General features: G+C 60.8%; 10 protein-coding genes. 5 read left to right on the forward strand and 5 right to left on the reverse strand.

Annotated elements, in window-relative coordinates:
* Positions 1-36: 36 nt before the first annotated feature.
* The gene (queG, locus tag ACSSV3_RS01685) at positions 37-1143 is read right to left on the reverse strand and encodes a tRNA epoxyqueuosine(34) reductase QueG (RefSeq protein ID WP_354325926.1); all 1107 of its coding nucleotides are present in this window, start codon (positions 1141-1143) and stop codon (positions 37-39) included.
* A gap of 46 nt (positions 1144-1189) precedes the next feature.
* Here queG and ACSSV3_RS01690 point away from each other — a divergent pair, with 46 nt between their 5' ends.
* The 4 genes from ACSSV3_RS01690 (at position 1190) to msrB (ending at position 5522) form a co-directional block, all read left to right on the forward strand.
* Positions 1190-2200: an ABC transporter ATP-binding protein gene (locus ACSSV3_RS01690; protein WP_354325924.1), complete on the forward strand. Its 1011-nt coding sequence runs from the start codon at positions 1190-1192 to the stop codon at positions 2198-2200.
* Positions 2197-3480, forward strand: coding sequence for an ABC transporter permease (locus tag ACSSV3_RS01695; RefSeq protein WP_354325922.1), 1284 nt, complete (start codon positions 2197-2199; stop codon positions 3478-3480). Before ACSSV3_RS01690 ends, ACSSV3_RS01695 begins: the two co-directional genes overlap by 4 nt.
* A 103-nt stretch (positions 3481-3583) precedes the next feature.
* Positions 3584-4924, forward strand: a complete 1341-nt coding sequence (locus tag ACSSV3_RS01700; protein ID WP_354325920.1) for a cytochrome P450 — start codon at positions 3584-3586, stop codon at positions 4922-4924.
* 100 nt (positions 4925-5024) lie between these two features.
* Positions 5025-5522: a peptide-methionine (R)-S-oxide reductase MsrB gene (gene msrB / locus ACSSV3_RS01705; RefSeq protein WP_354325918.1), complete on the forward strand. Its 498-nt coding sequence runs from the start codon at positions 5025-5027 to the stop codon at positions 5520-5522.
* 45 nt (positions 5523-5567) lie between these two features.
* On the opposite strand, the gene ACSSV3_RS01710 is transcribed toward msrB, so the two are convergent.
* From ACSSV3_RS01710 to ACSSV3_RS01725, 4 genes are all read right to left on the reverse strand, one after another.
* The gene (locus tag ACSSV3_RS01710; protein WP_354325917.1) at positions 5568-6209 is read right to left on the reverse strand and encodes a PilZ domain-containing protein; all 642 of its coding nucleotides are present in this window, start codon (positions 6207-6209) and stop codon (positions 5568-5570) included.
* 786 nt (positions 6210-6995) lie between these two features.
* Positions 6996-7646 (reverse strand): hypothetical protein, encoded by a 651-nt coding sequence (locus ACSSV3_RS01715; RefSeq protein WP_354325915.1) that lies wholly within the window; start codon positions 7644-7646, stop codon positions 6996-6998.
* Complete coding sequence (locus ACSSV3_RS01720) at positions 7643-8641, reverse strand: type I restriction-modification enzyme R subunit C-terminal domain-containing protein (RefSeq protein ID WP_354325913.1); 999 nt, start codon at positions 8639-8641, stop codon at positions 7643-7645. Before ACSSV3_RS01720 ends, ACSSV3_RS01715 begins: the two co-directional genes overlap by 4 nt.
* Positions 8614-10797, reverse strand: a complete 2184-nt coding sequence (locus ACSSV3_RS01725; protein ID WP_354325912.1) for a type IV secretory system conjugative DNA transfer family protein — start codon at positions 10795-10797, stop codon at positions 8614-8616. Before ACSSV3_RS01725 ends, ACSSV3_RS01720 begins: the two co-directional genes overlap by 28 nt.
* A 459-nt stretch (positions 10798-11256) precedes the next feature.
* On the opposite strand from ACSSV3_RS01725, the gene ACSSV3_RS01730 reads away from it, so the two are divergent.
* A complete protein-coding gene (locus ACSSV3_RS01730; RefSeq protein ID WP_354325911.1) occupies positions 11257-11469 on the forward strand; it encodes a hypothetical protein in 213 nt (70 codons plus the stop codon).
* The last annotated feature ends 59 nt before the right edge of the window (positions 11470-11528 follow it).

The following is an 11528-nucleotide window of genomic DNA, read 5'->3' on the forward strand; positions in this document are numbered from 1 at the left end:
GCGCTAAGATGCTGACGCATCACGCGCTGGAGATGCTCAAGCGCCGCACGGGCTTATACCAAAGTTCGATGAGTCAGGCTCATCGAACTTTGGTATAAGCTGGCGCAAAGCCCATCCGGCGGCCTCGGCCACCACCGGGTCAGGGTCTTCGGTTAGCGCCTGCACCTGCGGGATCAGTGCATCATTGCCGCTATTCCCCGCCGCATAGAGGCAATTGCGCACAAACCGATCCCGCCCGATGCGCTTGATCGGGGAGCCGGAAAACAGCGCGCGAAACCCCGCATCGTCCAGCGCCAGCAATTCACCCAGACGCGGCGCAACCAGTTCGGCGCGGGGGAGGAATTCGCGCAATCCTTGTGCCTGATGGGCAAACTTGTTCCACGGGCAGACGGCGAGGCAATCATCGCAGCCATAGATGCGGTTGCCCAAACCTGCGCGCAGCCCCTCGGCCACCGGGCCCTTGTGTTCGATGGTGAGGTAGGAAATGCAGCGCCGCGCATCGAGTCTGTAGGGCGCGGGAAAGGCATTGGTGGGGCAGGCATCCAGACAGGCGCGGCACGATCCGCATTGGTCGCGGTGTGGCTGCGCAAGGGGCAATTCCAGCGTCGTGTAGATCGCGCCGAGAAACAGCCAGCTACCATGTTCGGGGCTGACCAGATTGGTGTGCTTGCCCTGCCAGCCGATTCCTGCCGCCTCACCCAGCGGTTTTTCCATCACCGGGGCGGTATCGACGAAAACTTTCACCTCAGACCCCGGTTCGGCTGCCACCAGCCACCGCGCGAGCGCCTTTAGCCGCTTCTTGACCACATCGTGATAGTCCTTGCCCTGCGCATAGACCGAAATCCGCGCATGGTGGGACGACCCCTCCAGCGCCAGCGGATCATGCGCGGGGGCATAGCTCATGCCCAGGGCAATCACACTGCGCGCGGCGAGCCACAGCCCTTGGGGGGAGCGGCGATGGTCAAGCCGCGCTGCCATCCATTCCATGCTGCCATGGCGGCCTTCGCCCAGCCACGTCTCCAGCCGCGCAGAGCGCAGCGGGTCTTCGCCCGCGCTGGCAAACCCGCAGGTCGCAAACCCCAATGCTGCCGCCTGCGCGGCAATCTGCGCCGCCAGATCAGGTATTGCCGGGGGGTTAACCATATTTCGAGAGGCTCCCGTTTAATCCTGCCGCCTAACCGCGTAAGGCATGGACATGGCGGTAAGCGAACATCATCGGGCGGGCAATCACACAGCAGGCGGGACTGCGGCGACAATCGACGCCCGCCTTCTCGCGATCGAAGCGCGCGGGCTGGTCAAAAGCTTTGACGGCACCCGCGCGGTTGACGGGGTGGATATTTCTGTCCCCGAAGGCGCGATATACGGCATCCTTGGCCCTAATGGCGCGGGCAAGACCACGACCTTACGAATGTTGCTCGGCATTATCGACCCCGACGAAGGCGTGCGCCGCGTGTTCGGGCATGATCGCCCGCACGATATCGGCCGGTTGATCGGCTATCTGCCCGAAGAACGCGGGCTGTATCCGGCGATGAAAGCGATTGAGGCGATTGCGTTTATGGGTGCGTTGCGCGGATTGCCACTGAAAGAAGGCCGCGCGCGCGGAGCTGAGTTGCTCGAACGTCACGGCCTTGGCCACGCGGCTGACCGGCAGATCAGGCAGCTGTCCAAAGGCATGGCGCAAACCGTGCAATTGCTCGGCACGCTGGTGCACCGCCCGCGGCTGGTGGTGCTGGATGAACCCTTTTCAGGCCTCGACGCGATCAATCAGGGCAAGCTAGAGGTGATGATCCGCGCGCTGGCAGAAGATGGCGTGACGGTGATCTTTTCCACCCATGTGATTCACCATGCCGAACGGCTGTGCGAAGGCGTTGCGATCATCGCCGGGGGCAAGGTGCCCTATGCCGGCAGTGTCGAGGCCGCGCGCGACCGGATCCCGGCGCAGGTGCGGCTGGAAACCCGCGCGCGTGAAGGCGCATGGCTGGCCGCGCTGCCCAAGGATGCCAGGCGCAACGGTGATTTCTTCCAGTTCCCGCTCCCCGAAACCGGGATCGAACCTTTGCTGCGGCAATTGATCGAAGGCGAGGCAGGGATTCTGTCGCTGTCAATCGAACGGGCGGGCCTGCACGATGCCTTCGTCGCCATCGCGGGTGAGGCCGCCGCTCGCCAGCTCGAAGCCGATTCGGCGGAGGTGCAGGCATGACCGAAGGTTCCGCCCCGATCCGCCCACGCCTCAGCGCGCTTGAAGCAGCGTGGGTGATCGCCCGGCGCGATTTCGTGGCGGTGTTGTTCAGCCGTGCCTTCCTGTTCTTCCTGCTTGGCCCGCTGTTTCCGGTGATCGTCGGCGGGCTGGCGGGCAGCATCGGCGGGCAGGTGCAGCGCGGTGCGGTGAGCATCGAGGTTGGCCTCGCCATGTCGGCGGCCGATAATGCCGCGATGATCGCCGCGCGCGAACGGATCGCCCCGCAATTGGGCGGTGCACTGCCAGCCTTGCGCGAAGTGCCCCAGGCGGCGGGCGACCCCGCGTTTGACGCACGCGCCTTCATGGAGGCGCGCCGGGGCAATTACGCTGCGATCATGACCGGCACGCCAGTCGCGCCCGTGCTGACCGGCACCGAAGGCCAGATCGCCCGTTGGCAAGGCCCGGTCGGCCTGATCGCCGCGGATGCGCTGTCGGTTGAACCAGCCAGCTTCCCCGACATCGCCGCGCAGGTGGTAACCACCAGCGCCGCATCGGAACGATCAACCCGGATCCAGACCGCGCAGATCGCGCAGATGCTGCTGTTCCTGCTGACGATGCTGCTGGCGGGGATGGTGTTGTCCAACCTCGTCGAGGAAAAGGCCAACAAGATCATCGAAATCCTCGCCGCGGCGATCCCGATGGATGCGGTGTTCACGGGCAAGCTGTTTGCGATGCTGGGCGTGTCGTTTGTCGGCATTGCGGTATGGGGCGGGGCGGCATGGGGGCTGTGGGCGCTGGGCGGCGATGGCATCACGCAGGCCACCGGATTTGACCTTGCCCGCCTGCCCGCGCCTGCGGTCGGCTGGCCGTTGTTTATCGCGTTGGGGGTGGTCTATTTTGCGATGGCCTATCTGCTGCTTGGCGCATTGTTCCTGACCATCGGCGCGATGGCGAACACCGTGCGCGAAGTCCAGACGCTGTCGATGCCGGTCACGATGATGCAATTGATGGTGTTCTTCCTCGCCGCCTACACCATCAACCATCCCGGTTCGGGCATGGAGATGGCGGCGATTGCCTTCCCGCTGTCATCGCCCTTCGCGATGCTGGCGCGCGCGGCGATGGAGCCTGCCTTGTGGACTCACGCGCTGGCGCTGGCGTGGCAGGCGCTGGCCGTGCTGGCGCTGGTCAAGGGCGGATCACTGTTGTTCCGCAAGCGGGTGATGAAATCGGGCGGAGCCGGACGGGTGAAAAAGGCATGGTTCACACGGCGCGCGAAAGGCACGCTTGAACCCGCCGAATAAGTCCTGAAACGCAACGCACTATTGACAAGCCTGTCAGTTACGGCAGGATGCGGTTCATACGAGAGCAGCCGCAAACCCATCGGCTGCCCGGCGGGAGAGAATAATGGCCACCATCGCCCCACCCCAGCGCCCGCAAGTGCGCCGCGAACCGACCTCATACGAGGCGCTGAAAGCACATTTCGCCGCCCATCCCGAAGAACGCCCGCAGCACCCGCACAAGTGGGATGTCAGCCGCTCGGACATCTATTTCAATGACACCTGGCAGCCGATCTTTGCCGAAATGCGCGCCGCCGGACCGCTGCATTACATCCCCGAAAGCCCGTTCGGCCCCTATTGGGCAGTGGTCGGCCACAAGGCGATTCAACATATTGAAGCCCTGCCCGAAACTTTCTCATCCAGCTGGGAATATGGCGGCATCACTATCCTTGAACGGCTGAGCGAGGAAGAGGCTGCGGCGGCCAATATTTCGACTCGCGAACTGCCGATGTTCATTGCGATGGATCGCCCGCAGCACACCGGCCAGCGCCGCACCGTCGCGCCCAAATTCACCCCCACCGCGATCACCGACATGGAAGCGGAAATCCGCGCCCGCACCGGTGAACTGCTCGATTCGCTGCCGCGCGGGGAGGTGTTTGACTGGGTCGATACCGTCTCGATCGAACTGACCACCGGGATGCTCGCCATCCTGTTCGGCTTCCCGTGGGAAGACCGCCGGTTGCTCACCTTCTGGTCGGACTGGTCGGGCGATACCGAACTCGCCACCGTGCGCGAGCTGGACGAACTGCGCTGGAGCGTGTTGCAGGAAATGGCGGCCTATTTCCAGTCGCTGTGGATCGAACGCACGATGGACAAGGAACCGGGCAATGATCTCATCTCGATGATGCTCCATTCCGAAGCGATGAACCAGATGCGGCCCGAAGAATTCATGGGCAATCTGGTGCTGCTGATCGTCGGCGGCAATGACACCACCCGCAACACCATGAGCGGCATCATCCACGCGCTCGACAAGTTTCCCGATCAGCGCAAATTGTTCGAAGAACAGCCCGAACTGATCCCCAACGCGGTGCAGGAATGCCTGCGTTACCAGACCCCGCTCGCCCATATGCGCCGCACCTGCACCGAAGACACCGAACTGTTCGGGCAGACCATCAAAAAGGGCGAAAAGGTGGTGCTGTGGTATCTATCGGCCAATCGCGACGAAGAGGTGTTCGATAATCCGGACAAGCTCGATATCACGCGCGAAAATGCCCGGCGGCATCTTGCGTTCGGTTACGGCATCCACCGCTGCGTTGGTGCGCGGCTGGCGGAATTGCAGCTGAAGGTGCTGCTCGAAGAAATGCACAAGCGCCGGATGCGGGTGCACGTCGCGGGCGATGTTGAGCGCGTGCGCGCCAATTTCGTCCACGGCTTCCGCAAGCTGGAGGTGGAAATCACCACCTTCTGATTCGGCCAGAGAATGCAAAGCGCACAGGCGTGAAACCATCGCGGCGATTCGCGCGTAACATCAGGGTGAGTTGCCGCCCCCGATGACGAAGGATCGCCCGATGCGCCTGCCCCTGCTTCACCGCCGCACTGTGATCGCCGCTGCCGGGATCGGTGCTGCGCTGCCGTTTCTGGCGTCCTGCGGCGCGGCACCGGCGGAGGCCAAGAGCTTTCCCAAGGCCAAAAGCGAAGCCGAATGGCGCCGGGTTCTGACGAAAGATCAGTTCCATGTGCTGCGCCAGGGCGGGACGGAACGCGCCTTTACCTCGCCCCTCGATAAGGAAAAGCGCGCGGGCACATTCGTGTGCGCGGGTTGCGGCAACGCGCTTTATGCCTCGGCGCATAAATACGACAGCCGCACCGGCTGGCCGAGTTTCTGGCGGGCCATAGACAAGGGGGCGGTTGGCACCAGCACCGATTACAAGATCGGCTTTCCCCGCACCGAAGTGCACTGCGCCGATTGCGGTGGGCATCTGGGGCATATTTTCGGAGATGGGCCGAAACCCACGGGCAAACGCCACTGCATCAACGGGGTGGCGCTGACATTCGTTCCCGCCTGACGCATCACGCGCTGGGAATGCTCAAGCGCGGCACGGGCCTGCGAATTATTCTCTTAACAGCGCCGGGGCCTGCAACCGCGCTGCAAGACGCGCGAAATCGCCAAGCGCGAAGGTGTCGTCGAACACCACGCCATAGTGCGAATCGCGCCGCCACCGCACCTTGGCGCGCACTTCGCGCATTTCGCCGTTCACGGTCGGCACCTCGATTCGCACGCTCTGATCAATCGCCAGCAAACCGTCGCAGGCAATTCGTGCGCCCTGCTGCGACAGGTTTTCGACCACGCCCTCCAACCGCTGAGAAAGCGAGGCGATCGTCACCGGGAAGCACAGGCCCAGTCGCAAGCCGCGCTTGGGATATTCGCCGGATTCGCTGATCAACTGTTGCACGGCGACTGTGTTCACAAAGGTGAAGCCCGCTTCGTTGCCGCGCTCCCAGACCTGGGTGAGCTCATAGGTCGCGCCCCCAGCCAGGTGCAGCGCGAAATTCTTGCAGCCGGGCAGCGTATGGAACAGCCGAACGCTCACCCCGGTTTCGGACACGTCGCGGATAACGCACACGAATTCGCCCTGAGCAGAGATCAGTTTGGCCGCGCGGATCAGCAAGGTAAAGCGCGGTGCGGCGCGCATTTCCTCACCCGTGATGGGCGGTTGCTGATCCAGCTTTGCTGTATTCGCAGCCTTGTCCATGCCGTGTTGTCCCAACCCGCCACGCACCCTGCTGGGCCGCTGACGGGACGCGGTTGCCCCATGATTCTTTGCGAGAATTAGGGGTAAGGCGTTAAGGCGGAGCTAATCGCGGTTAGGGGTGGTGCGTCGCTTGCGCTTGGGAGTAATCCGGCCAACCTTTTCGCCGGAAAGGGTTGAAGCGCGGATTACTGGTGCGGGTGACTGGACTCGAACCAGCACGATCAAAGATCAGGGGATTTTAAGTCTGATAGGGGCTAGGTTAAGCCATTGAATTGAATGGACCATTTAGCCGATGATGTGATTTTGTGCTAAAGCTTGTGCTAAACGGGCTAACAACTCAAGATTACAATTCCACGATCTCGAGTCCCTGTCCACCAAAAATCCGATGCGTCTGAAGTTTGATTTTCCGCCGTTTGCAAAGGGTGCGGCGGCGGGTGCACGGCGGCAGCCGTGGGGAGGGTTAGGTTCGGTTCCATTGTTCTGCTCCATTGGGCTTGGGTTTCAGGTCGCGCTCTGAAACCCTGCCTCGTGGCGAACAGCGGAGAGAGAGGGGGCAAGGTCTGGTGCCGGTGGGTGGTGCGGGCGCAGCCGAAGGCGAGCCACGGCCACCAAAGCATGGCCTTGCAGGGAGAGAGAGGCAGAGCCATCTTTCCCTCGAAGAACAGAAATAGTTCGGCCCATAAGGCCGTCAGCTATTCAAGCGTCAGGGATCGTCACCCGAATTGGCGGAAACCGCGAGGCGGGTTTCGTCGCGCCAGCGATAGAGCACGGCCCGAAGGGGGATGCTCAAATTATTGTATAAGGTTGATGCCCAATTATCTTACCATTGCTGGCCTTGTCGAGCTCATCGGAGATTGAGAGGCTTCTCGGAGATTTTGTATCGACGCCTTTCAAGCCATCGTTGTTCGCTGCGAGGATAATCATGTAAGTGGATCGATCTGGAAAGACAGCTTTTAGAGCGTCTCGTAAATCAACGATGCCTACAGTGGCCTGCTCGTAGTCAGCTTTTGTCGAAAGCTCGTTGCACCTTACTCTGCCACCATCACGCGTGATGTGCGTAAGCAAATCGCTCAATAGGGTATTGAGCTTGCTCTCAGAGGCGGCGTTCGGGTCAATAAGTACGTGGGCGTGGATGTGCCTTACATCCTTACTAATTGCTTCCAGTAGGCGAAATTCTATGTTTGGGATTAGAAGTTTTTGGCTATCAGGATATGCAGTTATATATGCATTTCGTACAAGGAAGTAGCTGTCGAATGAAAAATAGTCTGTGATGCCGAAACCGTGGACGTCAGATTTTTCGAGAGTGTCTACATATCTTTTAAGGCCCGCTTCGTCGGGGGATCCAAAACCACTGGACAGTTTGGTGCCTGGTGCATGAAGATGCAAATCCCACCTGCGCCATATTGATCCAGAGAAGTTTTTATTTGGGTTCCTCACGCAGCCGCCCTCCCGCTAACGTCATTGAGAACTTGCACGATCCGCCGCACGTCGGCTTGCGGGAAGACGCCGCTGACACCCTGATCGTCGAAGTCGGTAAACGGACTTTCGTAAAGACGTCGTGGATCCATTGCACCGCGCTCGGTCAGGTAGTCGATGATCAGGTTGATGAACTCAATCTGGTTCGCATTGAGGTTCTGTCCTGCGAGAACCTCTGCAAAGGCATCCTTTGCCGCATCACGATCAAGGCCAATCAGCGAACGGACAAACAATCCTAGTCCGCCTTCGCTCGTTATAACTGCTAGGTCCGCGTCGCTCGCCTCTGTTTCTTCGCGTAAGATCCGCTCCAGCTCTAACAAATCCTGCGGGGTGAGCTGTTCGTTGCGGCGCAACTTCTGAACGGTTATGTGATCGAGGTGCTGCTTCAGGAAATGGCGCACTTTCATCTGGAAGCGCGCCTTATCGGTTCCCACGCTAACGTCGGGAAGGTCGATTTTCGATCCTGCACCGATCTCGTCTTCGAAGTCTGTATAGACGATGTGGCGTTCGTCACTTTCGATCAGCTTTATCAAGCCGCGCAGGCGGCGACGCATCTGTTCCAGCGACCACGCGTCAATGTCCTGCCAGTATTCATCAGTCTGCAACTCAAGGATCAAAGCCATCTCGGCAGCGACCATTGGCACGTTGCCAAGCGTTTCCAGCTTGGCGGCAAGCGCGGTCACTTTCTCCCTGCAACGGCTGAACGCTGCCTCGTTGCGCAGCAAGGCAAGCTGGCCGGACAGGACGATATAATCGAACTGCTTGGCTGCGGTGTCATTGTCTTCCAGCGCCGAGGGCAGCCCCGCAACATCGGCAATCAACGCCTCGCGGTCGTCGCCTGAAAGGGTTTGCCATGCTGCGGGCTGCTGGAAATGTTCGACCGACTTTCGCTTGGCACGGACAAGGAAGTTGTCGAGGCTCATGCCGTTCACTTCGTCGAGCAGGCGTGCGCGCACATCGCGGTTGAGGTAGCCAAGGGTGCTTGCGTCAGCACGCCCAGCTTGTCCTCGGACAAAAGCGCATTGCGCTTGTCGTCCAGCGAATAGCCATCGGCCTGCATGTCGTAGACCCCTTTCCCTAGCTGCATGACTTCTTCCGGCATCAGGAGGGGACGAGCCATTTCGCCCATCGTGGTGCTGCCTCCGCCCCCGCTCCCGGTCGTCTGGCTAAAGCTTTCGACCGTTGTCGTGCCCAAGGCCGAGCTGACGTATTGGGCCGTCTTGAGGTCTTGGACGTTACAAAACCACTTCCAGCCGCAGTTGCTCAGGATGGTGTCGGCTTCCTCGCCATAGAACTTCCTAAGCCGTCCGAGATCCTGAATGACTATCGTAAGGTCGAGCCCGTATCCGCGCATGAAGGTGAGGTCTTCTACGATCTGGTCGACACGGCCCAGCACGAGAAACTCGTCGAGCAGGAACATACCCCGACGCCCTTTCGAGGCGGGAGAGTGGCGCCTGAACGTGCTGGTGACGGATGCCAACAGGAGCCGGACCCAAACCGACTGTGTCTTAAGCTGCTCGGTAGGGATGACGAGGAATACCGTCGTGTCCGCACGGGTCAGATCGGCAATGTCAAAAGTGGAGTGGTCTGTCGCCGCTACCAACAGGTCGTCGACCAGGAACTGGAGCGCCTCCGTCAAATTGAAGATGATGCCGGTGTAGGTTTCGTTGGCAAGGTGCGGGAGCTGGCCGATAGATTTGCGCATCGCGCCCTTGAATGAAGAACTGGCAATCATTTGCGGCAGCAGCGTGGTGCGCAAGTCGCCACCTGTTTCACCGCCGCTGACAAGATCGGCGACACGGCCCAAGGTTTTGCTCTCGCCGGGTTGGTCTGTCACCCACAGCAGAATCGAGGCCAATAGCCCTGCGGCATAGTTCTGCCAGATGGGGTTCTTATCATCGGGCCTGATACAGATTGCGATGGCGATGGCCCGCGCCGTGGCGACGACGTTTGGGTCGTTGCGGTCCAGTGCATCGAGTGGATTGAGGGTAGCAGGACTGAAACCGTAGCTCTTGAACAGGTCGGCCAGTTCTCCCCACGGGTTCAGGATATGCACCTTGTGGCCCATTTCGTCGCGGCGATAGCGGGCCGTTATCGCCGCGTTTTCGCCCTTGGGGTCAAAGACGATAAGCGATGGCTTGTAGAGCATGAGCGTGGGCACGATGACGCGCGTGCCTTTGCCTGAGCCTGATGGCGCTACAATCAACGTATGCGCTTCTTGGGTGGTTAGGATCGGGCGGCCCACCACGGCGCGCGCGTCACCAAGCCGGTGGCTGAACCCGAGGAATACTCCGTGATGGAGGCTTCTTGGGTCATCCGGCATCCCGAACTGCATTGATGCGAATTGCGCGCTGCCGTGCCGCGTAGATGGACCCGAACCGGCCCTGTTCCTGATCATCCGAAACAGGATGTTTCCAACGATCAATGCACCCGCCAAGAACAAGGCAGAGACGATGATGGATGGCAGGGAGCTAGGGGCCGAGGGCACTGTTGGCTGGCTTGCTGCCGGAGCCGGACTCCGTGTCCCTCTGGAATCGGTCACGTCGATAAAGCGCGCGCGCTGGCTCTCGGGCAGATAGAGATTTGCTGCTTCCGTGGCGGCCTCAGGGCCGTATCGGTAGTCACTCGAAATCTGAAAGAACTCTCGGCGTCTGCAAGGCCCGCGCTCAGGACAAGTGTCCTCAAAGCGGGGAGTCTGGCGGTCTCTGGTGTCGAGATAGTGGGTCAGATAGGCGACGCGTCGTGCCTGAACGTCAAGCGGCATTCGGGCGTCGTAGATGGTGTCCGCAAAATCTGGCAGCGCGGCATTGAACATCAACAGGTGTCCTGCCTGTCGAGCGGCGATCACAAGGTCGCTCTCCCCCCGGCTTCGTGCGGCAATATCGGCCTTTATCTTCATGGGGTCCGGCCATGACCGCAGCCAGCCGGTGCTGGTGCCCGCTTGGAGGATGCGGCGGCCATACCTTTCGGCTTCTTGGCGGATACCGGGATCGGCAGCGGCCAGTCGCTGCCGGGCAAAATTCAGCGTCGAAGCCGCGAAATTGTCCGGTACATCGGCGCGCCTTCGCTCGCGTTCGATGTAACCGATCTGAGCAGCGTCCTTCCCGAGCACCAGAGCAGTGGCCTCCCGCTGGGGTACATCTGGCGGCGTGAAGGTCGCACCCGCCGGAACGGCAAGCGCAATTGCAAGCGCAGCGACAAAGGCCAGCAGAGAACGAATAGACCCTCCTGCTTCACGGAAGGGACTGGCCAGGAAGTCGCCACTGTCAGCGCATTCGTGCTGCCCCCAAGCGAGTCTTTACCGGCAACGGTTGATTTTGTCAGCGGGTAGTCTTCGTTTGCCCGGTCGGACCTCAATCAGGCGCGATGGGGACTACAGATTTCTCCCCAAGCAACCGCGAGTCCAGCGGCCCTTCTTATGAGCATCCTCGCATCGGTTCGTCTTCCTGCCGCAAGCCTGTCGGCTTCTCCACTGCGTTTCGCCCAAGGTGCGGCCTAACGAACGCGCTGCTCCCTGTCTGCGCATGAAGGTTCCGCGATGGTCGCGGCCCAAGCCACAGGGAGAAAATCCATGTCTCAGTTTATCGCCCCAGCTGATCTCAGCCACCTCAGCGAACAGGAACTGCGCACCCTCTACGCCCGGATCATGCAAGACCTTGCCCGTATGGGCCAGACGGCTGAAAGCTGCCCTCATATTGGTGCTACCTTGCGCAACATCGAAGCTGCAATCCTGCGCCTCAAGCAGCGCAGCGTTTTTCGCCCGCCCGCAGGGCCGAAGTTCTGACGGCTCTCAAGGTCGGCGGCGTTGCCGCCGGTCGCGTCAGGGATCGTCACCCGGATGGG

The organism is Porphyrobacter sp. MBR-49, assembly GCF_053628655.1.

Coding starts and splice junctions, on each gene's coding strand:
- queG (WP_354325926.1), bottom strand. CDS start 1,143: ATGGTTAACCCCCCGGCAATACCTGATCTGGCGGCGCAGATTGCCGCG.
- ACSSV3_RS01690 (WP_354325924.1), top strand. CDS start 1,190: ATGGACATGGCGGTAAGCGAACATCATCGGGCGGGCAATCACACAGCA.
- ACSSV3_RS01695 (WP_354325922.1), top strand. CDS start 2,197: ATGACCGAAGGTTCCGCCCCGATCCGCCCACGCCTCAGCGCGCTTGAA.
- ACSSV3_RS01700 (WP_354325920.1), top strand. CDS start 3,584: ATGGCCACCATCGCCCCACCCCAGCGCCCGCAAGTGCGCCGCGAACCG.
- msrB (WP_354325918.1), top strand. CDS start 5,025: ATGCGCCTGCCCCTGCTTCACCGCCGCACTGTGATCGCCGCTGCCGGG.
- ACSSV3_RS01710 (WP_354325917.1), bottom strand. CDS start 6,209: ATGGACAAGGCTGCGAATACAGCAAAGCTGGATCAGCAACCGCCCATC.
- ACSSV3_RS01730 (WP_354325911.1), top strand. CDS start 11,257: ATGTCTCAGTTTATCGCCCCAGCTGATCTCAGCCACCTCAGCGAACAG.